Raw genomic sequence first — 22,010 nt, 5'->3', positions numbered from 1 at the left:
TCCATCCGGGCTACTGCTCTTCGTTAGATTGCAAGCTCCTTCCCATGTCGTCCCTGCGAAAGCAGGGACCCATAACCACCGTCGATCATTGCTGCGCACGGCTGTGGCCCCAGCGTTCTTTAACGCCGGCAGTTGTGGTTATGGGTCCCGGGTCGCGCTTCGCTTGCCCGGGACGACACCGGGGGCAATCACAGATTCTTCAACAGCAGCTCCAGCGCCGCCTTGGCGAATGCCTGCATGTTGGCCTGCCGGTCGCCGCTGGCGGTTTCCAGCGTGATCACCTGTTGCCGGGGGCCTGCGACCGCCATGCAGCTATGGCCGGCGGCATCGCCGTAACGGTTGCCGGTCGGGCCGGCGGCGCCGGTTTCCGACAATCCCCAATCGGTCGAGAGGCGCTCGCGGATCTGGCGTGCCAGCAACTGCGCATAGGGTTCCGACGACGAGCGGAGGCCGCGCATGGCATCGTCGGGAATGTCCATCAGCGCGCGCCGTGCATCGCGGGTGTAGATCACGCCGCCACCGAGGAAATAAGCCGATGCGCCGGGAACCGCCAGCAGCGATGCGGAGATCAGTCCGCCCGTCGATGATTCCGCGACCGCAATCGTCTGCTTGTTCGCGGTCAGCTTCGCAGCGACCTGCTCGGCGATGGATATGAGTGCGTTCATCAGCGCTCTTTCTCGTTGCTTGCCATGAAAATCCTGTAGGGCGTTCTGCCTTCCTAGCACACCACACCGGCCCCTGCCGAGTTGCGGACCGCAGCCCGGCCTGATTGAATATCGGACAACAACCAAGCGGCGCCCGACAAGTCGTTGTGAGAGCGTGCGCCGGAGGAAACACCATGACGTCGCCGATCGCGGGTGGCGTGGATTGCGATCTGCATCCCGCCGTGCCTCACCTCACCAGCCTGCTGCCGTATATGAACGACTACTGGCGCGACCAGGTGACGACGCGCGGCATGACCGACCTGATCTCGCAATCCTATCCGACCAATTCGCCGATCGCCTCGCGGCCGGATTGGCGTCCCGCCCAGGGCAAGCCGGGTTCGAGCCTTGCCGACATGCAGCGCCAGGCGCTCGACCGGTTCGGCACCGCCACCGGCATCTGCAATCCGCTCTATGGCGTGCAGATGGTGTTCTCTGAGGACATGGCCGATGCCTTCTGTCGCGCGCTGAACGACTGGCTGGTCAAGGAGTGGCTCGACAAGGACGATCGCCTGCGCGGCTCGATCGTGATCCCCGTGCAGAGCATCGACAAGGCGGTCGCCGAAATCGAGCGCTGTGCGCAGGACAAGCGCTTCGTGCAGGTACTGATGCTCGTGATGGGCGATATGCCGCTCGGCAAGCGTCACTATTGGCCGGTCTACGCCGCCGCCGAACGGCTCGGCCTGCCGATCGGCATCCATGCCGGCAGCGCCTATCACAACCCGCCGACCTCGGTCGGCTGGGGCTCCTATCACATCGAGGATTATGTCGCGCAGGCGCAGGCGTTCCAAACCCAGCTCACCAGCCTGATCGTCGAGGGCGTGTTCGCGCGGCATCCGAACCTGAAAATGGTGATGCTGGAGTCCGGATTCACCTGGCTGCCGCCGTTCCTGTGGCGGCTGCATAAGTTCTGGCGCGGCGTACGCATGGAGACGCCGTGGGTCGACCGTGCGCCGCTGGAGATTGTGCGCAGCAACATCCGTTTCTCGCTGCAGCCGGTCGACGCGCCGCCGGACGGCGACACGCTGAACCGGCTGTTCGACCATATGCAGTCGGACGAATTGATCCTATTCTCGACGGACTATCCGCACTGGCAGTTCGACGGTGACGAGGTACTGCCGAAGGGGCTGTCGCGGGATCTGGTCCGCAAGATCATGATCGACAATCCGCACGCGACATATGCGCGCTTGCAGGTGAAGGAGATGACGCCATGAACATCCAGATTCGGGAACGTCCCGACGCGGCTGCGTCAGCTGCCATCAAAACCGCGATCGCCGATTGCGACATCCATCCGGCGCGCGCGACCAACGAAGAACTCAATCCGTTCCTCGCCAAGCGCTGGCACGCCCATCTCGAAACGTTCGGCGTCCATCCTTATCAGGGCATGATGGGAGGACCGCCATACCCGAAGGCGCAGCCGAACGCCTCCCGCCGCGATGCCTATCCGCCGGAGGGCGGTCCGCAGGGCTCGTCGCTGTCCTTCATGCAGAAGCAGCATCTCGATCCCAACAATGTCGCGCTCGGCGTGCTCAACCCGCTCAACACCGGGCAGGGCATCCGCAACCAGGATCTCGCCTCCGCGATCTGCGCGGCGATCAACGACTGGCAGATCGAGAAATGGACCAGCAAGGACTCGCGCCTGAAGGGCTCGGTCGTTGTCGCCAACGAGGACGGCGTGTCGGCCGCGGCCGAAATCCGCAGGCGCGCAGGCGACAGGAATTTCGTCCAGGTGCTGCTGCTGAGCCGCAATGTCGAGCCGCTCGGCCAGCGCCGTTACTGGCCGATCTATGAAGCAGCCCAGGAGGCCGGCCTTCCGATCGGCGTGCACGCCTTCGGCTTCGGCGGCAACCCGATCACCGCGTCGGGCTGGCCGAGCTATTACATCGAGGAGATGGTCGGGCATTCGCAGTGCCAGCAGACCGCGCTGGCGAGCCTCGTGCTCGAGGGCGTGTTCGAGCGTTTCCCGAAACTGAAGATGGTGATGGTCGAGGCCGGGTTCGGCTGGGCGCCGTCGCTGGCGTGGCGGCTCGACAAGGTGTTTGCGCGGCTGCACGCCGAGGTGCCGCATCTGAAGCGCAAGCCGTCGGAGTATATCCGCGATCACATCTGGTGGACGACGCAGCCGATGGAGGATCCGGAGAGCCGCGACGATCTGTTCCAGACCATCGAGTGGATCGGCTGGGACAAGCTGTTGTTCGCGACCGATTACCCGCATTGGGACTACGACGAGCCGTCGCGCGTGCTGCCGGCCGGCGTCAGCGATGCCAATCGCCAGGCGTTCTATCTCGACAATGCGAAGCAGCTGTACGGCGTCTCTTGATGGCAAGGCATGTAATTGCTCCGGTGGATGAGTTGCCACCGGGTTCGCGAAAATTCCTCGAGATCGACGGACGGCCGATCGCCGTCTTCAACGTCAAGGGCGAATTCTTCGGCCTGTTGAACCGCTGCCCGCATCAGGGGGCGGCGCTGTGCGAGGGGCCGCTGATCGGGCTTGCCTCGTCGTCTGACCCCGGCGAGATCGAATACACCAAGCTCGGTGAGATCCTGCGCTGTCCCTGGCACGGCTGGGAGTTCGATATCCGCACCGGTCAGTCCTATTGCGACCCGCGCCGCTTCCGCGTGCGCGCCTATCCCGTCAGTGTCGAGCCGGGCACCAATGTGGTGAAGGGGCCGTATGTCGCCGAGACCATCAAGGTCGCGGTGGAAAGCGACTACGTCGTCGTGGATCTCTGACCACCCGTCATTCCGGGACGCCGCGAAGCGGCGAGCCCGGAATCCATTGCACCGCTTGTTCTTTGGCCCGATGGATTCCGGGCCTGCGCCTTCGGCGCATCCCGCAATGACAGGATGCGGATGAGCCGGCGTAGCGCAACCCACCCTACGCTTATTCCGCCATCATCTGCCGTTCGCGCGCGTAGCGCACCAGCGCGACGAAGCGGTAGATGCCGTGCACGAATTTTCCGTAGGGCATGGTGATGAACAGCGCGAACACCACGCCGAGATGCAGCGCCAGCAGCGGCCCCATCGCGGCGCTCTCGCGCCACAGCAGCAAGGCAAGGCCGCTGACGCTGGTCAGGAACAGCATCAGGATGAACGCGGTGTCCATGCCCATCTGCTGCTCGTCGACCAGCACGCGGTCGCGTTTCCATTTCTCTGACAAGAGCCCGATCGGGCCGACCACAAGGCCGATGCCGCCGAGCGTGCCGAGCACGACGGGCAGGTCCCACCACGCATAGGGCGCTTCGCGCGCCAGAAGGTAATGGTACAGCGTGCCGACGCAGGTCGCGGCGAAGCACAGCATGAAGCCGTAGAAGGTGAAGTGGTGATACAGCTTGCGGCGGTCGGTCGGATGATCGTCCTCGTTGAAACAGCCGACGCCGCCACCGTCGAGATAGCGCAGTTCGCCGGCGTCGCGGACCGCCTGCAATAGCGACTTCGCGTCCGTTTTCATGCCGACGGGTTCGCCGATCGCGTGCCAGAACGCGCGCACACCCATCGCCAGCGCCAGGATCGCGTAGAGCAAAGCGGCGCCGAATAGCAGTGCCATCGCATTGTGCGGCATCAGTTTGTAGAACGCGCCGGGGCCGGTGTGGGTGCCATAGAGCACACCGCGGTCGTTGATCGCGGCGAAGCCGAAGATGAACGCGGCGACGCTGAGCGCGGCGATCAGGCTGATGACGAGGCCGTTACGCGCGAACGCGCCGGCAAATGCGCGCGGCCAGGCATAGGCGGCGTAGGATTCCGCGCGTGCCACCGCCAGCGTCTTCGGGACATTGACGTTGAACTCGTGCGGTGGCGAGAACTGGCAGTCGGTGTAGCAGGCGCCGCAGGCGTGGCACAGATTGGCGAGATAGTTGAGGTCGCCGTCGGAGAAGGCGCGGCGCATCTCCATCGCGGGAAACACCGCGCACAGGCCTTCGCAATAGCGGCAGGAATTGCACACCGTCATCAGACGGTCGGCTTCCTGCAATATCCTCGTCCCGTGCATCGCGCCAGTCCCGTCCTCAGTTCCGCGCATTCTTCGCCGCTTCCCGCCCGGCGACGCGGCCGAACACGCTGCCGATGGTCATGCCGATGCCGGCGGCGTAGCCCTTGCCGAGCACGTTGCCGGCCATGATCTCGCCGGCGGCGAACATGTTGGCCGACGGCTTGCCGTCCTTCATCAGCATCCGCGACTGCTTGTTCACACGGGTGCCGAGATAGGTGAAGGTGATGCCGGGCCGCACCGGATAGGCGAGATAGGGCGCCGTCTCGATCCTGCGCGCCCAATGCGTCTTCGCCGGCGTGATGCCTTGGGTAGCGCAGTCGTCGAGGATGGTGTGGTCGAACGTGCCGGGCTGCACCGCGGCGTTGAACGCGGCGATGGTCTTTTCCAGCGCTGACGCATCGAGCTCGAGCTTGCCGGCGAGCTCGGCAATCGTTGCGCCCGCGATCGGCGGAAACAGCGTCGGCATGAAGCTCGTCACGACGGTGGAGTCGAAGATGATGTAGGCGATCTGGTCCGGCTGCGCCGCGACCAGGCGGCCCCAGATCGCGTAGCGCTTCGGCCAGATGTCCTCGCCCTCGTCGTAGAAGCGCTCGGCGTGCTTGTTGACGACGATGCCGAACACGACCGAGTCGTGGCGGGTGATGATGCCGCCGTCGAATTTCGGCGCACGCGCATCGATCGCCACCGCATGGCATTGCGTGGGATCGCCGATCTCCTGCACGCCCTTGGCGAGCAGCATCTTCAGGATCGCGCCGCGGTTATAGGGCGTGCCGCGGATCAGGAAATTGTCGGCGGCCTCGCCCCAATATTCTTTCAGCCACTCGATATTGGCCTCGAAGCCGCCCGCGGCCGCGACCAGCGTCGAGGCGCGCACCTCGGTCCTGCCGCCGACCGGCTGCTTCAGCTGTGCCGAGAGGAACATGCCGTCCTCGATCACGAGATCGATCACCTCGGCGTTGTAGAGGACGTCGACGCCGAGCTCCTCGGCGGTGCGATAGAGCGCGTTCAGCATCGCGCGGCCGCCGCCGAGGAAGAACGAGTTGGTGCGGCCAAGGCTCAGCGTGCCGCCGAGCGAGGGCTGCCAGCGCACGCCCTGTTCGACGATCCAGTTCAGGATGTCCTTGGACTCGTGGATCATGAAGCGGGCCAGTTCCGCGTCGGTCTGGCCGCCGGTCACCAGCAGCAAATCCTTCCAGAACTCCTCTTCGGTGTAGGGACCGGTGAGGATCTCGGTCGCCGCGTCATGGGCGCAGCGCATGTTGCGGGTGTGGCGGGTATTGCCGCCCCGGTAGAATTTCGGGGCGCCCTCCAGCACCAGCACGGAGGCGCCGGCGCGCCGTGCGCTGATCGCAGCACAGAGCGCGGCGTTGCCGCCGCCGATCACCAGCACGTCGAACCTGCGCGTCAGATCAACCATGCGCTCTTGTTATCGTTGTTGGCATGGAAAGCAACAGGGGCAGGCGAATGAGCATGATCCGGAAAAGTGTGTAGCGGTGTTCCGAAAGATCATGCTCAAATCAAGGAGTCTGCCCCAATCGCATGCACAGGATCAGGCAGCAACCGTCTCGCGCTGCTCGATGGTCTGGCCGCCACGATAGACGATCAGCGCGGCGATAATGCCGAGAACAGCGCCGAACATGAGCCAGTAGGCAGGCGAGGCCTTGTCCTGGCCGGTCATGGCGATGAGCTTGGTTGCGACAAAGGGGGTCGATGTGCCGAATATGCCCGCCGCCAGCGCGAACGCGATCGAGAAGCAGGTGGTGCGGACATGCGCCGGCACGATCTCGACCAGGCATCCCAGCATGGTGCCGCTGTAGACGCCAAAGTAGAACGAGAACATCATCTGCACCGCCAGCAGCTTCCCGAGCGTGGGCTCATGCGCGAGCCACGACAGTGCCGGGTAGGCCGTCACGAACGACAGGCTCGCGATCGCGATCAGCACCGGCTTGCGGCCGATCCGGTCGGACAGCGCGCCGCCGACCGGATTCCAGATGAAATTCGTCACCGCAACGAGCAGGGTCACCAGCAGCGTCCCGGAGGCCGAAAGGTGCAGCTCCTTGCCGAAGCCCGGCGCATACACGGTGATGAAATAGAACGTCGTGGTGGTGAGGACCGCGATCATCATGCCCAGGATGACGATGCGCCAGTTCTCTAGCGCCGAGGCGAACACTTCGCTCGGCGTCGGGTGCTTCTTCATGGCCAGGAAGGCCGGCGTTTCCTCGAGCGAACGCCGCAACATGAAGATGACGGGAATGATGAGGCATCCGATGAAGAACGGGATGCGCCATTTGGCGACGCCACCGCCGATCGCATCCAGGAAGGTGTCGCCCGGGATCACCTCCCGAAGGACGAAGCCGATCACGGCGGCGACGAAGATCGCGACCTGCTGACTGGAGGATTGAAACGAGGTGTAGAAGCCGCGGTTGCCGGGTGTTGCGATCTCGGAAAGATAAACGGAGACACCGCCCAGTTCGACGCCGGCGGAGAAGCCCTGGATCAGCCGGCCGATCAGCACGATGATCGTCGCGGCAATGCCGATCGATGCGTAGGACGGACAGAACGCAATCACCACCGTACCAAGCGCCATCAGCGCGAGCGTCACGATCAGGCCCTGGCGGCGGCCGATGCGATCGATGTAGGAGCCGAGCACGACCGCGCCCACGGGACGCATCAGCGCGCCGAGCCAGAACACGCCATACGCATTGAGCAGCGCCGCGGTCTCGTTCTGTGCGGGGAAGAACGCTTTCGCGATGTCCTGCGCGTAAAAGCCGAACAGGAAGAAGTCGAATTGCTCGAGGAAATTGCCGCTGGTCGCGCGCAGGATGGCGCCGAGACGCGACTGGATCTGCGGGACTTGCGATGAACTCGACTGCGACATAACGCCCTTTCCTCCCCGTGACAAAACGGCCGGCGCAAATTGTGTCGCCGGCCAAGGCAGTTAACTGCCATATGCGGCAATTTGGCACGGCTGTCCGGCGCGACCAACCCGAAATCGCGCCGCCGCTATGGGAAAAAAGCCGTAGGTGGGAATTTGCTGATGCCGCGTGCGCCGCATCAAGTCGTCGTATGTGCCGCAGCGCCGAGCCAGGAGCGGAACGCAGAAAGCTTCGGGGAATCGGCGCGTCCCTGCGGCGTGACGAGATAGAAGCCGGCGTCCGCCGGCAGCGCGATCTTGAAGGGAACCACGAGGCGCCCCTTGGCGATGTCGTCCTGCACATAGGAGGTGCGGCCCATCGCGATGCCGATGCCGTCGATCGCAGCCTGGATTGTCACGAACAGCAGGTCGAAGGTCACGCCCGGCTGCTTGGAAATGTCGGTCGGCAGTCCAGCCGCGGTCAACCACAGCCGCCAGTCGTCGCTGTTGGCGTTGCTGGTGTGCAGCAGCGTGTGATCCCTGAGATCTTCGGGGCATTTGAGCGGCCTGGTTCCATCCAGCAGCGACGGGCTGCACACCGGAAACAGCTCGTCCGCCATCAGCCAGTCCGCGCGCAGGCCGGCCCATTGTCCGCGGCCATAGCGGATCGCCGCGTCCACCTTGTCGCGGTGGAAGTCGACCAGACTGGTCGAGGTGGTGATGCGGACATCGATGCCGGAATGCGCCTCCTGAAACGCCGACAGCCGCGGCAGCAGCCATTTGGCAGCGAGCGATGCCAGCGTCGAGACGGTCAGCACGTGATCGTCGTCCCGGCGCAGCAGGCGGTCGGTCGCGAGCCTGAGGTCGTTGAAGGCGGCGCGGACGCCGGGAAGGTATTCGGCGGCCTCCGACGTCAGGCTCAACGAGCGGTTCTGCCGGACGAACAGACGAACGCCGAGCTCTTCCTCGAGCCGTCGGATCTGATGGCTGATCGCAGTCTGCGTCACATTCAGTTCGGACGCCGCGACCGTGAAGCTCATGTGCCGCGCGGCGGCCTCGAACGCCCTCAGACCGTTCAACGAAGGCAGGCGGCTGGTCATGTCGGGATGATCTCCAAAAGCATGACTTTAATTCATGCGAAGCGGTACAAAGTGTCGTTTGTGAACAGGCCGAACAGCTCCGATATTGGCTCCAAGAGGTTACCGATAGGAGCCGCAGATGTCCATTTTCACTCATGAATCGATGACAAATCATCATACGCTTGGGCTATTGAACCAGGTCAGCGACACGCTGCACGTCTGGTGGGATCGCTATGAGCGCCGCCGCGAGCTGTCGCAGTGGACCGAGCGTGACCTGCACGACATCGGCATGTCGCGCAGCGACATCGTTTTCGAGACCGACAAGCCGTTCTGGCGGGCCTGACAAGGACGCCTTCGCCGGCGCTGCCTCGACCGAGGGGCGCCGGCCAATTCCTTCACCCGAGGAGCGTGTCATGATTGCGCTGCATCTCGACGATCTCAAGCAATACTCTGATGTGCTGCGCGGCAAGAACGGCAGCGAGATCAAGGTGCGCTTCGTCGAGCCGCGCGACCGCGAAGAGCTGCAGAACTACATCCGCTCGCTCTCTGCGGGGTCCCGTTACAACCGCTTTCTGGGTGCACTGAGCGAGCTGCCAAAGATGGAGCTCGAGCGTTTCATTCACGTCGGCGAGGCTGACCGGTTCACGGTGGTCGCGACGATGCTGGTCGATGGCTTTGAGACCATCGTCGGCGAAGCCCGCTACGCCTTCCATGCCGATACGTCGAGCGTCGAGTTCGGCCTGTCGATCGATGACCGGTGGCAGGGCCACGGCATTGGCAAGGCGCTGCTGAAGAATCTCGAATGCCGCGCGGCGTCTTTCGGAGCCGAGCGCATTTTCGGCGACACGTTACGTTCCAACGCGACGATGATCGGTCTCGCCCGCAAGTCCGGCTATGCCTTCACTGCGAGCCCCGGCGACTGGAAGCTGGTGCGCTTTGCGAAAGATATCCACGTCGAACCGCAAGACATTCCCTGTGCCAGCTGGCGGCTCGCCGCCACTTCCCGCTCGGCCACGATGTCCTCGCTTGCGGTTTGACTGACTAGGCCCGGTTCTGGTCCTCCAGAACCGGGCCCTTTTCTTTTGCCACTGCCGCGTTTGCTCTCACCTCCCCTTGAAAAGGGGAGGTCGCTTTGCTCGTCAGAGCAAAGCGGGTGGGGATCAGCTCTCTCCACGAGCAGCTGTGCGTGTGGCTGGCCCCCCATCCCGACCTTCCCCCTTCAGGGGGAAGGAGAAGATGGCGTGGTCGCCCTCAGTTCCCGCGGAACACCGGCTTGCGCTTCTCGATGAAGGCCTGCACCGCCTCCTTGTGATCGGCCGTCGTGGTCAGGCGGATCAGCCGCTCGGCCTCGTGGTCGCGCGCGGTGGCGAAGTCGAATTGCAGCGCCTCGTCGAGATTGTCCTTCATGTAGCGCAGCGCGAGCGTCGGACCTTCGGCCATCGACTTCGCTAGCGCGAACGCCTCGTCCTGCAGCGTCTCGTCCGGCACCACGCGGTTGACGAGACCGATCTGCTCGCATCTTGCGGCATCGACCTTCTCGGACGTGAACATCAGCTCGCGGGCGCGCGAGGTGCCGACCAGGCGCGTCAAGAGCCAGGCCATGCCGTAGTCGCCGCTCAGCGCCACGCGCAGATAGCCGGTCGAGATGAAGGCGGATTGCGCCGCGATCCGGAGGTCGCAGGCCATCGCGATCGCAAGGCCGGCGCCCACCGCCGGGCCGGGCAGTGCTGCAATGGTCGGCTTGCGCACCGAGGCCAGCGCGCCGGTGAGCAGGCGCTGGCGCTCCTGCAGGTCGGCGACCTTGTCCTCATAGGACATTTCGAGCTTCTTTGGATCGCGATTGGCGCCCATGCCCTTGACGTTGCCGCCGGCGCAGAATGCCTTGCCGGCGCCGGTGACGAGCAGCACGCCGACCTCGGGGTTCTCGCCGCAGGTCCGGATCATCGTGCGCAGCGCAGGCGTCAGCGTGTCCGACAGCGAGTTGCGGGCATCCGGGCGGTTCAGCGTGATGATGGCGACGCGGTCGCGGATCACGCAGAGCAGTTCGTCGGTGCCGGTCTCGATCTTGATTTCAGCGGTCATGGTTTCTTCCCCTGTTTTCCGTCATTGCAAAGCACTCCATGGCGCCACGCGTGGAGAAATGGATTGCTCGTCGCTTCGCGCCTCGCAATGACGAATGTGGCGGCGGTCGCCTTGGACCCTACGCCGTTTGCATGATCTCCGTCATCTCAAAACTTCTCAACCCAGGGCCGCAATTCCAGCTCCCAGGTCCAGGCGCTGCGCGGCTGCTGCAGCACGTTCCAGTAGCTCAACGCGATTGCGTCGGGATCGAGCATCGAATCCGGGCGGTCGGCGGGCTCGGTGCGCGCGGCGCTGCGGATGCCGCCGTCGATCACGAAATGCGCGACATGGATGCCCTGCGGCGACAATTCGCGCGCCATGCTCTGCGCCAGCCCGCGCAATGCGAACTTGCCCATCGCGAACGGCGCCGATTGCGCGTAGCCGTTGACGCTGGCGGAGGCGCCGGTGAACAGGATCGCGCCCTTCTTGTTGGGCAGCATCCGCTTCGCCGCCTCCTGCGCCACCAGAAAGCCGCCGAACGCGGAGACCGCGATCGCCTGCTCGACCTCGGAGGGGACGAGTTCAACGAAGGGTCCGCGCGAGCGCCCGGAGGCGTTATAGACCACGAGGTCCGGTGTTCCGATCTCGCGCTCGACCAAGCCGAACAGGCGCGCGACGTCCTCGGCCTTGGTAGCGTCGCAAGCATAGGCGCGCGCGCCGGTTTCCGTGCAGAGCGCACCGAGCTTTTCGATGCTGCGCGCGCCCAGCGCCACGCGAATTCCCTCCCGCGAAAATAGCCGCGTCAGCGAGGCGCTGAGGCCCTCGCCGGCGCCGACGATCAGGGCGATCTTGTACTTCGGAATATCCATTGGGCTTTCCTTTGCTCGGCCGGAGGAGGATAGTCGTGCCCAAACAAATGAGCACCGCAACCGGGAATTCAATGCAGCCGCACAAGCAGGATCTGAAAACGCCATCCGCCAGCAAGCCGGGCCTGCTCGCGCCCGATACGACGGGAATGAACTTCTACCGGGCCGATCCCGCGCTGACCGATCTTCTGAAGCTGCATCTGCCCGAGGCGTTGTTCCGCCACATCGAGCCGCATCTCGACCGGCTCGGCGGATTGGCCGGCGGCACTCTCGACGAATGCGCGCGGCTTGCCGACCGGCATGCGCCGGTGCTGCACCAGCGCGACAAGTTCGGCCGCGACGTGCAGCACATCGAATATCATCCGGCCTATCGCGAGATCGAGAAAGCCGCGTTCGGCGAGTTCGGCATTCACGCGCTGTCGATCCGCAAGGGCATCATGGGCTGGCCCGACAAATATCCTGTCGTGGCCAAGCACGCCTTCACCTTCCTGTTCAACCAGACCGAATTCGGCATGGGTTGCCCGATCAACGTCACCGATGGTTGTGCAAAGCTGCTGGCGAATTTCGGCAGCGAGGCGTTGAAGGCGAAATATCTCGACGGCCTGACCCAGACCGACATGAGCAAGCTGACGCAGGGCGGCCAGTTCATGACCGAGAAGGAGGGCGGCTCCGACGTCGGCACGCTGACCACGCGCGCCGTGCAGGAGGGCGACCACTGGCGGCTCTATGGCGAGAAGTGGTTCTGCTCGAACGCCGATGCCAAGGTGGTGATGCTTTTGGCGCGGCCCGAGGGCGCCGGGCCGGGCACCAAAGGCGTCGGCCTGTTCCTGATGCCGCGTTTCCTCGATGACGGTTCGCAGAATCACTACCGGATCGTGCGGCTGAAGGACAAGCTCGGCACCCGCTCGATGGCCTCGGGCGAGATCAAGCTCGATGGCGCGATCGCTTACGCCGTCGGCAAGCTCGACCGCGGCTTCGTGCAGATGGCCGAGATGGTGAATTCGTCGCGGCTTTCCAACGGCGTGAAGTCGACCGCGCTGATGCGCCGTGCCTGGCACGACGCGATCACGGTCGCGAAGGGCCGCGTGGTGTTCGGCCAGCGCATCATCGATCTGCCGCTGGCGCGGCGCCAGCTGATGAAGATCATGCTGCCGACCGAGCAGGCGCTGTCGATGAGCTTCCTGACCGCCGACGCGCTGGACCGCGCCGAGGCCGGCAGTCAGGACGCCGCGGCGCTGCTCCGCATCCTGACGCCGACGCTGAAATTCCGCGCCACCCGCGACGCGCGCAAGGTCTGCGGCGACGCCATGGAGATGCGCGGCGGCATCGGCTACATCGAGGAATTCGTCACGCCGCGGCTGCTGCGCGATGCGCATCTCGGTTCGATCTGGGAGGGCACCGGCAACATCGTCGCGATCGATGCGCTGAAGCGCGCGGTCGGGCGCCATGGCGCCGACAATGCGCTCGCCGCCGATCTGCGTGCGCGGCTCGATGACAGCCCGAACGTGCCCGAGGATTGGCGCAACCGGCTGCGTGATCTCAGCGATCGTGCGATCGGGTTTGCGCGCGAGGTCGCAAGCCGTATCGACAATGAGGGCGATGCGCGGCGGGCCACCAGCCTGCTCTATCATGTCGCAAGCGCCGTGGCGCTGGCATGGGAGGGCGGACGTATCCACGAGATGCGGGGCGACGCGCGCCGGCTGCTGCTGTCGCGGATGGTGATCGATCACCGCGTGATGCCGGGCGATCCGTTCCGGCTTGCGGAAAATACCGTCCAGCGCAGGATGACCGAACACCTGCTCGGCGATCGCGCAATCGGCATGGCCGAGGTTGGCGAATTGCTCATCGCAGCGTAGGCTGCCGCGCGAGCGAACTTTTTAAACAAACAAGAACGTCAAGGGAGACCCCGATGAAGGCCGCCGTCCTGCATGAAGTCAATCAGCCGCTGGTGATCGAGGATGTCAGCGTGCCCAACCCCGGGCCGCGCGAAGTCCTGATCCGCACCGCGGTCGCGGGCCTTTGCCATTCCGACCTGCACTTCATGGAAGGCCTTTATCCGCATCCGCTGCCGGCTGTGCTGGGCCATGAATCGGCCGGCGTGGTCGAGAAGGTCGGCTCCGACGTCAATTACGTGAAGCCCGGCGATCACGTTGTCACCTGCCTGTCGGTTTTCTGCGGCACCTGCGACAATTGCACCACCGGCCGCACCGTGCTGTGCACCGATACCACGGTGAAGATGCTGCCCGGCGCCTCCAACCGCCTGTCCTGGAACAGGAAGGAGAAGCTCAATCAGTTCCTCAATCTGTCGTCGTTCGCCGAGCAGATGCTGGTGCACGAGAACGCCATCGTGAAGATCAAGAAGGAGATGCCGCTCGATCTCGCCGCGCTGATCGGCTGCGGCGTCATCACCGGTTACGGTGCCGTGGTGAACACCGCGAAGGTCACCGCCGGCGAGACCGTGGCTGTGATCGGCTGCGGCGGCGTCGGCATGGCCGCGATCAACGGCGCGCAGATTGCCGGCGCCGGCCGCATCATTGCGATCGACACCAATCCGGCCAAGCTGCAGCTTGCGACCAAGCTCGGGGCGACCGACATCGTCGATCCGGCCCGCGGCGACGTGGTCCAGCAGGTGCGCGAGCTGACCGGCGGTGGTGTGCAGCACTCCTTCGAGGTGCTGGGCCGCAAGGAGACTGCCGAGCAGGCCTTCGCCATGCTGGCGGCCGGCGGCACCGCGACCATCGTCGGCATGATCCCGTTCGGCCAGAAGATCGAGCTGCACGGCTTCGACTTCCTGCGCGAGCGCCGCATCCAGGGCTCGTCGATGGGCTCCAACCACTTCCGCGTCGACATGCCGCGCCTCGTCGATTTCTACATGCGCGGCAAGCTGCATCTGGAGGACTGGATCTCGGCCAAGCTGAAGCTCTCCGAGATCAACGAAGGCTTCGCCAACATGAAAGCCGGCAAGACGCTGCGCAGCGTGATCATGTTCGACAGCTGAGGTCGTGTCGTCCCGGCGTAGGCCGGGACCCATACGCCGCGGCTTCGCTTTGGGCACGTCGGTGGACGACTTTCTGAGCGATCCGAGCGGTGGTGGTCATGGGTCCCGGCCTGCGCCGGGACGACACCTGAACCATTCACCGCGCGACGTGCGCGGACACCGCGAGCCATTTTCCGTTCTGCCTCGCCCAGCAGTCGGTGTAGCGGCCGTGCGCACTCTCGCCGTCTGCGGTCATGTAACTCGTCCGGGCGTGGATGATGGCGAAATCGCCGAGGATGCGGATTTTGACGTTCTCGGCCTTCAGCCCCTTGATCTTCACCGGGATCGCCGTCTGCTTCAGGAAGGCGGCGCGATCGACCAGGCTCTTGTCGGGATTGGTGCAGTAGAAATCCTGCGCCAGGATTTCGTCGAAGCGCTTGACGTCGCAGTTCTGAACCGAGTCGACGTAGTCCTTGTTGAGCTTCGTGAGCTCTTCGAGGTCCTTGCTCATTGGTGTTCTCCCTGTTGCTCGTCATTGGCGTGTGGGCACCGGCGCTCTCGATACCGTTCTCCGCGCGCAAAGGCTTTGCCTTTGTCGCTGGAGGTGCGAGCTCGTGCGAGCCTCGAAGGATGCACGGCCACAGTCGGGCCGTCGACCCTTCGAGACGGCCGCTTCGCGGCCTCCTCAGGGTGACGGTGATAGAGTTGGGTACGCCGCATTGCTCTGCAACAACGGTTTGCCTAATCGTCGAACATCTTCGGCGGCACGAAGCCGCCGAATTCGCGCTCGATCAGCTCGGCGAGCTTGAGTGGCGTGCGGTCCTCGAGCCAGGGGCCGACGATCTGCACGCCGACCGGCAGTCCGTCGGGCGCAAAGCCGGTCGGGATCGCGGTGGAGGGCAGGCCGGGCAGGGTGGCGATGCCGGGCCAGGCGAGCTGGTCGGTGTAGACGTGCGGCTCACCGTCGATCAAAATCCGCCGCTGCTCCTGGTCGGGCGAATGATCGTGCGGATAGGCCGGCGTCGGCATGATCGGGCAGATCACGGCGTCGAACGATTTGAACAGCTCGCGCCATTGCGCGCGCAGCCGCGCGCGGCCGCCGTCAGCGATCACCCAGTCGCGATGGCTGAGCGCGATGCCGCGCAGGCGCTCGGCTTGCAGGCTGGTGTCGCTGGCCGGCAGCGCAGCCGCCGCCGCGCAGGCGCCGGCATAGACCTCCGGCGGGAAGGTCGCCGCAAGGAACGACAGCAGCATCCGCATGTAAAGCCGCGAGGACGCGGCGAAGTCCGGCAGCAGCGGGCTCGAGCGAGACACCTTCGCGCCGGCCTTGTCGAGATTGCTCGCGAGCTTGTCGATGCTTCCGCGGATCACCTTTTCGGTCGGCAGCACCGGATCGCTGTCGATCACGAGGACGCGGAAATCCTTCAGGGCGGTGTGGCGCGCCGCCGGCAGGTCCAGCCGGTACGCCTTGCCCGCTTCGAGCGGATCGGGACCGGCCATCACGTCGAGCACGAGTGCGAGGTCGGCCGCGCCACGCGCCATCGGGCCGATCACGGACAGATCGCGATCGAACGGCAGCGGCGGCAGCGGCGGCGGGGTGTGACCACGCGACGGCAGCAGCGCGAAGGTCGGCTTGTGCGCATAGATGCCGCAGTGAAATCCCGGCACGCGCAGCGAGCCGCCGATGTCGGAGCCGAGCGACAATGCGCCGTAGCCCGCGGCAAGCGCCGCTGACGATCCGCCGGAGGAGCCGCCCGGCGTGCGGCCGAGGTCGTAAGGGTTGTTGGTGGTGCCGTAGATCTCATTGTAGCTCTGCCAGTCGGCGAGGCCGACCGGGACGTTGGTCTTGCCGAGGATGACGCCGCCGGCGTCCTTCACACGCGTGATCGAGAGCGCGTCTTCCGCCGGCACGAAGTCCTTTTGCGGCAGGAAGCCCCAGGTCGTCGGCAATCCCGCGACGTTGAAGGATTCCTTCACCGTCATGGGAATGCCGAGCAGCGGTCTGTGCTCGCCGCGCGCGATCGCGGCATCGGCAGCGCGGGCAGCAGCGAGGCCCCGCTCGAAATCGCGCACGCAAACTGCGTTGATCTTGCCGTCATGGCGCTCGATGCGGCCGATCGCGTCTTCCGCGAGTTCGACGGCCGAGACCTGCTTGTTGCGCAGCGCCTCCGACAGTTCGACGGCGGTCTTGAAACTCCATTGCGATTTGGCCACGGCGTGCTCCCTTGTTCTGGCGGCGATCATGCGCAGAATGGAACGGGCGGGCAAGACCGGCTTGATCGCAATTGCGCTGGCCGCCTAGCCCGGAAGCATGCGCTGCATGACGCGGTCGCGGTAGATCAGCAAGTGCACCAGCGCGGTCGCGACGTGGAGGCAGATCAGCACCAGCAGAGACCATTCTGCAGCCTGATGCAGGCCGTCGATCGCCTTGCCGGCCGCGGCATTGTCCGAGGACAGCATCGGCAGCGGCATCACGTAGAAGAACGAGACGGTCCAGCCGCGAAACGATGCAAACAGCCAGCCGCTGATGGTCGTTGCCAGCACGAGAACATAGAGCATCCAGTGCACGGCTTCCGAACTCAGCCGTTGCCACGCAGGCAGCGAGCTTTCCGGCGCGACCGGGTGTGTCAGCCGCCAGATGAACCGCAGCACGATGAGCGCAAGGATGACGATGCCGAAGGAAATATGGAACGTCATGGCGGCGCCGGGAGCCTGACCGCGATGAATGTCCGGCATCAGCCAGCCGATCGGGTATTGCACCGCCAGCAGGGCGACGATCACCCAATGCAGCAGCTTCGCGGTGGTGCCGTAATGCAGACGACCGGTCATGGACTTTCGAGCCGTTTCTGAGATTGTCGAGCTAATCTAATACGGCGTGCTGCGCGCCGACAGATGCGCCATTGGATTGATCGGGCCGCTCGCGCTGGCGCGCTCGCTGCTGTCTTTGGTCCCGGGCACCGGGAAGGCGTATCCGATGATGGTCTTGACGACGAGCCGGTCGGATGCCCGCGTCAGGCCGTAACCGACGCCGAAGTCGATGTCGACGTCACCCACCTTGAAGTCGGTCACCGCGAACAATGTGTGCTGCTGCTCGGCGAGCGGGCTGAAGGCGCCGATCTTGCCGAAATCGGCGTAGTATTCGAGGCCGACATAGACATCGTCCTTCAGCTTGCGCGCCACACGCGCCGCGGGAGCGAAATCCGCCTCGCCATATCTGCCGAAGCCGACATCGACGATCGGGTTGACGATGAATTCATAGTCCGCGTTGCGCACGCCGATGATTGGCCGGATTTCCAGGCCCCAGCGGGTCTGCGCGAACTTCGGCATCTCGTAGCTCAGCTCGAAATTGATGCCGTAGAACAGGTTGCGCTTGTCGGCGTTCGGCGAGACGAACAGCGTGCGCAGCTTGAATGCGTCGGACAGGAATTGCCGGTCCTGCACGGCGAACGGCAGATAAAGGCCGAGCTCCCACCAATCCGTCATGCCATAGGCAAACTCCGGCGTGCCGTTGAGGCTGTGGTTGGAGGGAAAGCCGCCGGGGAAGGGCGGGTCCTTCTGGCCGATGCCGACATAGTTGAGATGCTGTTGGACGGTGAGCTGGCCGACCGCCGCGATGCCGGCATTGTAGACCTGGATCTCATCGGTCGCCTGCGCATGGCTGCTGTATCCGACCGCGCCGAGCGCAATCAGCACCGCGCTGGCTACATCTCTACATTGGTGCCGGGATCGCATCGGGAGCCTCGCCGTCCTACGCCGCGCCGATCAGGATGCCGACTGCGAGCACGATCGCGCCGCCGAGCACGATCTGGAATACCGCCTGCAGGAACGGCGTGTCCATGTAGCGCGACCGGATGAAGGCGATCGCCCATAATTCGAAGAACACGACGATCCCGGCGATCGCAGTCGCGATCCAGAATGCGTTCGGCCAGGCGTCCGGCACCAGATAGGGAATGGTGTGGCCGAGGCCGCCGAGCGTCGTCATCAATCCGCAGGTGATGCCGCGCAGCCAGGGCGAGCCGCGTCCGGTCAGCGAGCCGTCGTCGGACAGCGCTTCGGCAAAGCCCATGCTGATGCCGGCGCCGATCGAGGCGGCGAGGCCGACCAGGAACGTCTGCCAGTTGTGATGCGTGGCGAAGGCGGCGGCGAACAGCGGCGCCAAGGTCGAGACCGAGCCGTCCATCAGTCCGGCGAGGCCCGGCTGCACATATTGCAGCACGAACATCCGCCGCCGCGTGCGGTCTTCTTCCGCGCGCACATCGGGCTTGAGGATGTCGCCGGTCAGCTTGACCGCGAGTTTCTCGTGGCCCTTCTCCTCTTCGGCGAGATCGCCGAGCAGCCGGCGTACGCCGGTATCCTCAGCCTTTTCTGCCGCCTTGGCATAGAAGCGCTCGGCCTCGAGCTCCATGGTCTCGACTTCCTTGCGGATGGTGTCGAGCGGCAGGTTCTTGGTCAGCCAGATCGGACGCCGGCGCAGAAAGCCTTTGACGTCCTCGCGCCGGATCGGCGGCAAATGCGGGCCGAAGCGCTGCTCGTAGGTCTCCAGCAGCCGATGGCGATGGCCGCGCTCCTCCTCCGCCATCTCCTCGAAGATCTTTGCGGTATCGGGATAGCGGCCGGCGAGGTCCTCGGCGAAGGACATGTAGATCCGACTGTCCTCCTCCTCGGAGGCAATCGCGACCGCCAGCACCTCGCGCTCGGTCAGATCGGCGAAATTCTTCACGGCAACGCCTTGTTTACGGAGTTTAGAATTAGAATAATTCTAATATTTGTTCGTCAGGCCGAGGTCAATCCCGGATGGGTGCGTCTCTGCCCGTTCGCGATCAAGATCAGGGGAACTAGGCTGTGCTACGTCCGTTCGAGTTTCTGCTGTGCACGAGAGGATGCCATGGACACCGTCAAATTCCGCCTGAACGATGCGCGACTGGCGCCGCGGCGGACGAAACTCGAGATTCCGGGCTGGGCCGGCAACCGTGAGCCGCGCAGCGATGGTTCGCGCGAGCAGGTCTGGCATTGCGTGCCGTTCTCGGAAGGCGCGCAATACGGGATCGAGCTGTTCTATCCCTATGATTTCGAGCTGCACGTCACCACGCGGGATGGCCAGCTACAACTCGACGCCGATTGGGGTGAGCCGCCGGACAGCGGCGTGCAGTGGCCGCCGTTCCGGAATTTCGGCGACGCGTTCTACACCTATCAGATATTGCTCGATCTCAAGGTCGAGAAGGGCATGGCGATCCGTACCGAACCGCATCCGCGCTTCTACACCGATCGCTCCGACACCGTGCCGATCGCCGTTCCGGCGCTCGTGCGCAATTGGTGGCCGATGATGTTCTTCACGGTGTTCAAGGCGCCGGCGGAAGGGCGCACTCACATTTTCCGGCCGAACGAGCCGTTCGCCCAGATCATCGTGATTCCCGAGGAAGCGAGCTTTCAGCTCGAGCAGATGGGCGAGGAGGAGGCCGCCGAACGCGAATTGCAGGCGCGCCGCATCTACAACAATCGGCCCAAACTGGCCGCCGGAACGGAATGGACGTCGTCATCGGACACGGTGTTCGACGGCACATATCGCCATCTGCACCGCGCCGCAAAGGAGAAGGCGCGCAACGATTGAGCGAGATACCGCATCATAGTTGACAAAACAACGGGGCCCGCGGGCCCCGTTGTGCTATCGCCGATCGGTCGCCATCGCTCAGTAATCGCGACGGTAGAAGCTGTGATGATGATGGTGGTGATGATGGTGATGGTGGTAGCGCCGATAGCGCGGCACCACGATGACCGGGCGCTCGTAGTAGCCGCGGCGATAGTAACCGTGATGATGGTGGTGGTGATGGTGGTGGTAGTACTGTGCAAGCTGCACGTTCTCGGGGACCGGAGCGGGCGCAGCCTCGTCGAGCGCCTGCAGCTTTGCGGAGGCGTTCGAGATCGGCTCCAGCAGATCCGCGTATGAGTTCGCCTGCAGAACGTCGGCCGGGTTCGGCCCAGGCGCAGCTTCGGCGGCACCGACCGCGCCGAACGCGGCCACCGCTCCCAGAAGTCCAGCGATTTTCCTATCCATCTTTGCTCTCCTCAAAAGTCGCCGGACCGAGTGCCGGTTTCTAGCAACGCCAATCATTGCCGAATGTTTCGTGAACCGCGCATTAACGCCCTGTGACGGGATCGTGGCGGCAGGCATCCGCATCTGACGCGGGACGGATGCCGGTTCGCGCAAAGAAAACCTGCCAAAACAAGAATCTGGAGCGACTGATTCGATCAGAACCGAAGTGGCTCTAGCTTGCGCGATCGAGGAACTGCAGCAGCAGCCGGCTCACTTCGTCCGGCTGCTCCTGCTGCACCCAGTGGCCGGCGCCGTCGACCAGATGGCAGCCGATCATTTTGGTACAGGCCCTGGTCTGCATCGTCTCGAACACGCCGGGCCGCTGATAGGTGCCCCAATCCTGCTTGCCCGAGATGAACGCGGATGGTTGTTCGATGCAGCGGCCGCTCCAGGTCTGCAATTCCGGAGTGAACGCGCCTGACGTCCCGCAGCGATACCATTGCAGCCCGCCCTGGAATCCCGTGCGCTGATACTCCGCGCTGTAATAAGCGAGGTCGCGGTCCGGCAGCCATGTGTTGGCGGCGATCGCCTCGCGCGACGGCATCTCCTCGGCCACCGTCGCAGCCATGTCCTTGGCGAGGTCCATCACATAGTAGGTCGGCAGTTTGGCCAGCTCCCCCGCCGACCAGGATTGCAGCGGATACGGCTTGTTGTCTTTCCAGTCCGCGCTCTTGTGATGATAGTAGGCGCGCAGGAAGTCGTGCACGCCCTGTGGGGCGCGATGCATGTCGGCATTGGCCTGATACGTCGAATAGTACCATTGGTAGTGCTTGCGCGGACGCGGCAGCGCCGCCAGCTCGCGATGCACGGGGTCTTCGTTCGCGGGTTTCGCGGGCTCACTTGCGGTGTTGAACGGCAGCGACGGCGGTCCTCCGAACGGCGCGCTCATCATGACGACAGCGCGGAACACGTCTGGGCGGATCAGCGCGCACCATGCCGCGACCGACGAGCCGAAATCATGCCCGATCACGGCATCGACGTGCGTGTAGCCGAACGCTGCGACCAGCCCGAGCGCATCGCGCACCAGATTGGGAAGGCGGAAGGGGGCGAGGTCGCCGTCATAATCCGCGCTCCAGCCTGTGGTGCGGCCATAGCCGCGCTGGTCCGGCGCGATCACGTGATAGCCGGCAGCGGCCAGCTTCGGCATCACCTTGCGCCAGGAGAACGCCAGCTCGGGAAAACCGTGCAGCAGCAGCAGGCAGGGACGGCCGGCTGTTTCGAAGCCCGCCTCCAGCACATGCATGCGCAGGCCGTTGATCCCGTCGACATAACGCGAGCGGATGGTGGCGGGCAGCGGGACGTCGGGGAGCGTTTCCATCGTGCAGATCACCTGTTGGGCCTCGCCGCAGAACCAGCGCATTTTGCTGTATGCTGGCGGCCATCGATTCACGAT

At 64.5% G+C, this 22,010-nt stretch carries 22 protein-coding genes; 8 read left to right on the top strand and 14 right to left on the bottom strand.

All coding sequences use genetic code 11. The features are described 5' to 3' along the window. Positions 1-188: 188 nt before the first annotated feature. Positions 189-665 (bottom strand): CinA family protein, encoded by a 477-nt coding sequence (locus HAP47_RS38645; RefSeq protein ID WP_173640283.1) that lies wholly within the window; start codon positions 663-665, stop codon positions 189-191. A 173-nt stretch (positions 666-838) separates the two neighbouring features. On the opposite strand from HAP47_RS38645, the gene HAP47_RS38640 reads away from it, so the two are divergent. Genes HAP47_RS38640 through HAP47_RS38630 form a run of 3 tightly spaced genes read left to right on the top strand, consistent with a single transcriptional unit; the run spans position 839 to position 3,434 of the window. After that, the gene (locus HAP47_RS38640) at positions 839-1,915 is read left to right on the top strand and encodes an amidohydrolase family protein (protein WP_173640284.1); all 1,077 of its coding nucleotides are present in this window, start codon (positions 839-841) and stop codon (positions 1,913-1,915) included. Further along, the gene (locus HAP47_RS38635) at positions 1,912-3,021 is read left to right on the top strand and encodes an amidohydrolase family protein (RefSeq protein ID WP_173640285.1); all 1,110 of its coding nucleotides are present in this window, start codon (positions 1,912-1,914) and stop codon (positions 3,019-3,021) included. The genes HAP47_RS38640 and HAP47_RS38635 overlap by 4 nt, the downstream gene beginning before the upstream one ends. Next, positions 3,021-3,434, top strand: a complete 414-nt coding sequence (locus tag HAP47_RS38630) for a Rieske (2Fe-2S) protein (RefSeq protein WP_016846808.1) — start codon at positions 3,021-3,023, stop codon at positions 3,432-3,434. Before HAP47_RS38635 ends, HAP47_RS38630 begins: the two co-directional genes overlap by 1 nt. Before the next feature lie 151 nt (positions 3,435-3,585). On the opposite strand, the gene tcuB is transcribed toward HAP47_RS38630, so the two are convergent. The 4 genes from tcuB to HAP47_RS38610 form a co-directional block, all read right to left on the bottom strand. Then, positions 3,586-4,689: a tricarballylate utilization 4Fe-4S protein TcuB gene (tcuB, locus tag HAP47_RS38625; protein ID WP_173640748.1), complete on the bottom strand. Its 1,104-nt coding sequence runs from the start codon at positions 4,687-4,689 to the stop codon at positions 3,586-3,588. 16 nt (positions 4,690-4,705) lie between these two features. After that, positions 4,706-6,106, bottom strand: a complete 1,401-nt coding sequence (gene tcuA, locus HAP47_RS38620) for an FAD-dependent tricarballylate dehydrogenase TcuA (protein WP_173640286.1) — start codon at positions 6,104-6,106, stop codon at positions 4,706-4,708. Between the two features lie 132 nt (positions 6,107-6,238). Next, positions 6,239-7,567, bottom strand: coding sequence for an MFS transporter (locus HAP47_RS38615; protein WP_173640287.1), 1,329 nt, complete (start codon positions 7,565-7,567; stop codon positions 6,239-6,241). A 176-nt stretch (positions 7,568-7,743) separates the two neighbouring features. Beyond that, the gene (locus HAP47_RS38610) at positions 7,744-8,643 is read right to left on the bottom strand and encodes a transcriptional regulator GcvA (RefSeq protein ID WP_173640288.1); all 900 of its coding nucleotides are present in this window, start codon (positions 8,641-8,643) and stop codon (positions 7,744-7,746) included. A 118-nt stretch (positions 8,644-8,761) separates the two neighbouring features. Here HAP47_RS38610 and HAP47_RS38605 point away from each other — a divergent pair, with 118 nt between their 5' ends. After that, entirely contained in the window at positions 8,762-8,965 is a 204-nt protein-coding gene (locus HAP47_RS38605; RefSeq protein ID WP_173640289.1) for a DUF1127 domain-containing protein, read from the top strand. 70 nt (positions 8,966-9,035) lie between these two features. Beyond that, positions 9,036-9,659 (top strand): GNAT family N-acetyltransferase, encoded by a 624-nt coding sequence (locus HAP47_RS38600; RefSeq protein WP_173640290.1) that lies wholly within the window; start codon positions 9,036-9,038, stop codon positions 9,657-9,659. A gap of 214 nt (positions 9,660-9,873) precedes the next feature. Here HAP47_RS38600 and HAP47_RS38595 read toward each other — a convergent pair whose 3' ends face one another. Together HAP47_RS38595 and HAP47_RS38590 are read right to left on the bottom strand one after the other, a co-directional pair. Then, positions 9,874-10,704 carry an enoyl-CoA hydratase gene (locus HAP47_RS38595; RefSeq protein ID WP_173640291.1) on the bottom strand — a complete coding sequence of 277 codons (831 nt, stop codon included), beginning with the start codon at positions 10,702-10,704 and terminating at the stop codon, positions 9,874-9,876. Positions 10,705-10,850: 146 nt separating this feature from the next. Continuing rightward, entirely contained in the window at positions 10,851-11,552 is a 702-nt protein-coding gene (locus HAP47_RS38590; RefSeq protein ID WP_173640292.1) for an SDR family NAD(P)-dependent oxidoreductase, read from the bottom strand. 71 nt (positions 11,553-11,623) lie between these two features. On the opposite strand from HAP47_RS38590, the gene HAP47_RS38585 reads away from it, so the two are divergent. Beyond that, positions 11,624-13,405 (top strand): acyl-CoA dehydrogenase family protein, encoded by a 1,782-nt coding sequence (locus HAP47_RS38585; RefSeq protein ID WP_173640749.1) that lies wholly within the window; start codon positions 11,624-11,626, stop codon positions 13,403-13,405. Positions 13,406-13,458: 53 nt separating this feature from the next. Beyond that, positions 13,459-14,547 (top strand): Zn-dependent alcohol dehydrogenase, encoded by a 1,089-nt coding sequence (locus HAP47_RS38580; RefSeq protein ID WP_173640293.1) that lies wholly within the window; start codon positions 13,459-13,461, stop codon positions 14,545-14,547. Between the two features lie 136 nt (positions 14,548-14,683). Here HAP47_RS38580 and HAP47_RS38575 read toward each other — a convergent pair whose 3' ends face one another. The 5 genes from HAP47_RS38575 to mbfA all read right to left on the bottom strand — a co-directional run bounded on the left by HAP47_RS38575 (position 14,684) and on the right by mbfA (position 19,246). Continuing rightward, on the bottom strand, positions 14,684-15,037 hold the full coding sequence (locus HAP47_RS38575; RefSeq protein WP_173640294.1) for a nuclear transport factor 2 family protein: 354 nt from the start codon (positions 15,035-15,037) through the stop codon (positions 14,684-14,686). 230 nt (positions 15,038-15,267) lie between these two features. Then, on the bottom strand, positions 15,268-16,740 hold the full coding sequence (locus HAP47_RS38570) for an amidase (protein ID WP_173640295.1): 1,473 nt from the start codon (positions 16,738-16,740) through the stop codon (positions 15,268-15,270). Positions 16,741-16,824: 84 nt separating this feature from the next. Continuing rightward, positions 16,825-17,355 (bottom strand): cytochrome b, encoded by a 531-nt coding sequence (locus HAP47_RS38565; protein ID WP_173640296.1) that lies wholly within the window; start codon positions 17,353-17,355, stop codon positions 16,825-16,827. 36 nt (positions 17,356-17,391) lie between these two features. After that, on the bottom strand, positions 17,392-18,219 hold the full coding sequence (locus HAP47_RS38560) for a hypothetical protein (RefSeq protein WP_231168666.1): 828 nt from the start codon (positions 18,217-18,219) through the stop codon (positions 17,392-17,394). Between the two features lie 55 nt (positions 18,220-18,274). Beyond that, positions 18,275-19,246, bottom strand: a complete 972-nt coding sequence (gene mbfA, locus HAP47_RS38555) for an iron exporter MbfA (RefSeq protein WP_173640298.1) — start codon at positions 19,244-19,246, stop codon at positions 18,275-18,277. A 165-nt stretch (positions 19,247-19,411) separates the two neighbouring features. Here mbfA and HAP47_RS38550 point away from each other — a divergent pair, with 165 nt between their 5' ends. Further along, positions 19,412-20,134 carry a hypothetical protein gene (locus tag HAP47_RS38550; protein WP_173640299.1) on the top strand — a complete coding sequence of 241 codons (723 nt, stop codon included), beginning with the start codon at positions 19,412-19,414 and terminating at the stop codon, positions 20,132-20,134. 78 nt (positions 20,135-20,212) lie between these two features. On the opposite strand, the gene HAP47_RS38545 is transcribed toward HAP47_RS38550, so the two are convergent. Both HAP47_RS38545 and HAP47_RS38540 read right to left on the bottom strand, forming a co-directional pair. Beyond that, a complete protein-coding gene (locus tag HAP47_RS38545) occupies positions 20,213-20,578 on the bottom strand; it encodes a hypothetical protein (protein ID WP_173640300.1) in 366 nt (121 codons plus the stop codon). Between the two features lie 211 nt (positions 20,579-20,789). Beyond that, positions 20,790-21,935, bottom strand: a complete 1,146-nt coding sequence (locus HAP47_RS38540; protein ID WP_173640750.1) for an alpha/beta fold hydrolase — start codon at positions 21,933-21,935, stop codon at positions 20,790-20,792. Positions 21,936-22,010: the final 75 nt, after the last annotated feature.

The sequence above is a fragment of the Bradyrhizobium sp. 41S5 genome, from assembly GCF_011516665.3.
Classification (GTDB): domain Bacteria; phylum Pseudomonadota; class Alphaproteobacteria; order Rhizobiales; family Xanthobacteraceae; genus Bradyrhizobium; species Bradyrhizobium quebecense.
This window is presented reverse-complemented; position numbering and strand designations above follow the sequence as displayed.

What these genes read in the sequence shown, in the direction of transcription:
- HAP47_RS38645 (WP_173640283.1), bottom strand. Translation starts at nt 665, where the DNA reads ATGAACGCACTCATATCCATCGCCGAGCAGGTCGCTGCGAAGCTGACC.
- HAP47_RS38640 (WP_173640284.1), top strand. Translation starts at nt 839, where the DNA reads ATGACGTCGCCGATCGCGGGTGGCGTGGATTGCGATCTGCATCCCGCC.
- HAP47_RS38635 (WP_173640285.1), top strand. Translation starts at nt 1,912, where the DNA reads ATGAACATCCAGATTCGGGAACGTCCCGACGCGGCTGCGTCAGCTGCC.
- HAP47_RS38630 (WP_016846808.1), top strand. Translation starts at nt 3,021, where the DNA reads ATGGCAAGGCATGTAATTGCTCCGGTGGATGAGTTGCCACCGGGTTCG.
- tcuB (WP_173640748.1), bottom strand. Translation starts at nt 4,689, where the DNA reads ATGCACGGGACGAGGATATTGCAGGAAGCCGACCGTCTGATGACGGTG.
- tcuA (WP_173640286.1), bottom strand. Translation starts at nt 6,106, where the DNA reads ATGGTTGATCTGACGCGCAGGTTCGACGTGCTGGTGATCGGCGGCGGC.
- HAP47_RS38615 (WP_173640287.1), bottom strand. Translation starts at nt 7,567, where the DNA reads ATGTCGCAGTCGAGTTCATCGCAAGTCCCGCAGATCCAGTCGCGTCTC.
- HAP47_RS38610 (WP_173640288.1), bottom strand. Translation starts at nt 8,643, where the DNA reads ATGACCAGCCGCCTGCCTTCGTTGAACGGTCTGAGGGCGTTCGAGGCC.
- HAP47_RS38605 (WP_173640289.1), top strand. Translation starts at nt 8,762, where the DNA reads ATGTCCATTTTCACTCATGAATCGATGACAAATCATCATACGCTTGGG.
- HAP47_RS38600 (WP_173640290.1), top strand. Translation starts at nt 9,036, where the DNA reads ATGATTGCGCTGCATCTCGACGATCTCAAGCAATACTCTGATGTGCTG.
- HAP47_RS38595 (WP_173640291.1), bottom strand. Translation starts at nt 10,704, where the DNA reads ATGACCGCTGAAATCAAGATCGAGACCGGCACCGACGAACTGCTCTGC.
- HAP47_RS38590 (WP_173640292.1), bottom strand. Translation starts at nt 11,552, where the DNA reads ATGGATATTCCGAAGTACAAGATCGCCCTGATCGTCGGCGCCGGCGAG.
- HAP47_RS38585 (WP_173640749.1), top strand. Translation starts at nt 11,624, where the DNA reads ATGCAGCCGCACAAGCAGGATCTGAAAACGCCATCCGCCAGCAAGCCG.
- HAP47_RS38580 (WP_173640293.1), top strand. Translation starts at nt 13,459, where the DNA reads ATGAAGGCCGCCGTCCTGCATGAAGTCAATCAGCCGCTGGTGATCGAG.
- HAP47_RS38575 (WP_173640294.1), bottom strand. Translation starts at nt 15,037, where the DNA reads ATGAGCAAGGACCTCGAAGAGCTCACGAAGCTCAACAAGGACTACGTC.
- HAP47_RS38565 (WP_173640296.1), bottom strand. Translation starts at nt 17,355, where the DNA reads ATGACCGGTCGTCTGCATTACGGCACCACCGCGAAGCTGCTGCATTGG.
- HAP47_RS38550 (WP_173640299.1), top strand. Translation starts at nt 19,412, where the DNA reads ATGGACACCGTCAAATTCCGCCTGAACGATGCGCGACTGGCGCCGCGG.
- HAP47_RS38545 (WP_173640300.1), bottom strand. Translation starts at nt 20,578, where the DNA reads ATGGATAGGAAAATCGCTGGACTTCTGGGAGCGGTGGCCGCGTTCGGC.
- HAP47_RS38540 (WP_173640750.1), bottom strand. Translation starts at nt 21,935, where the DNA reads ATGGAAACGCTCCCCGACGTCCCGCTGCCCGCCACCATCCGCTCGCGT.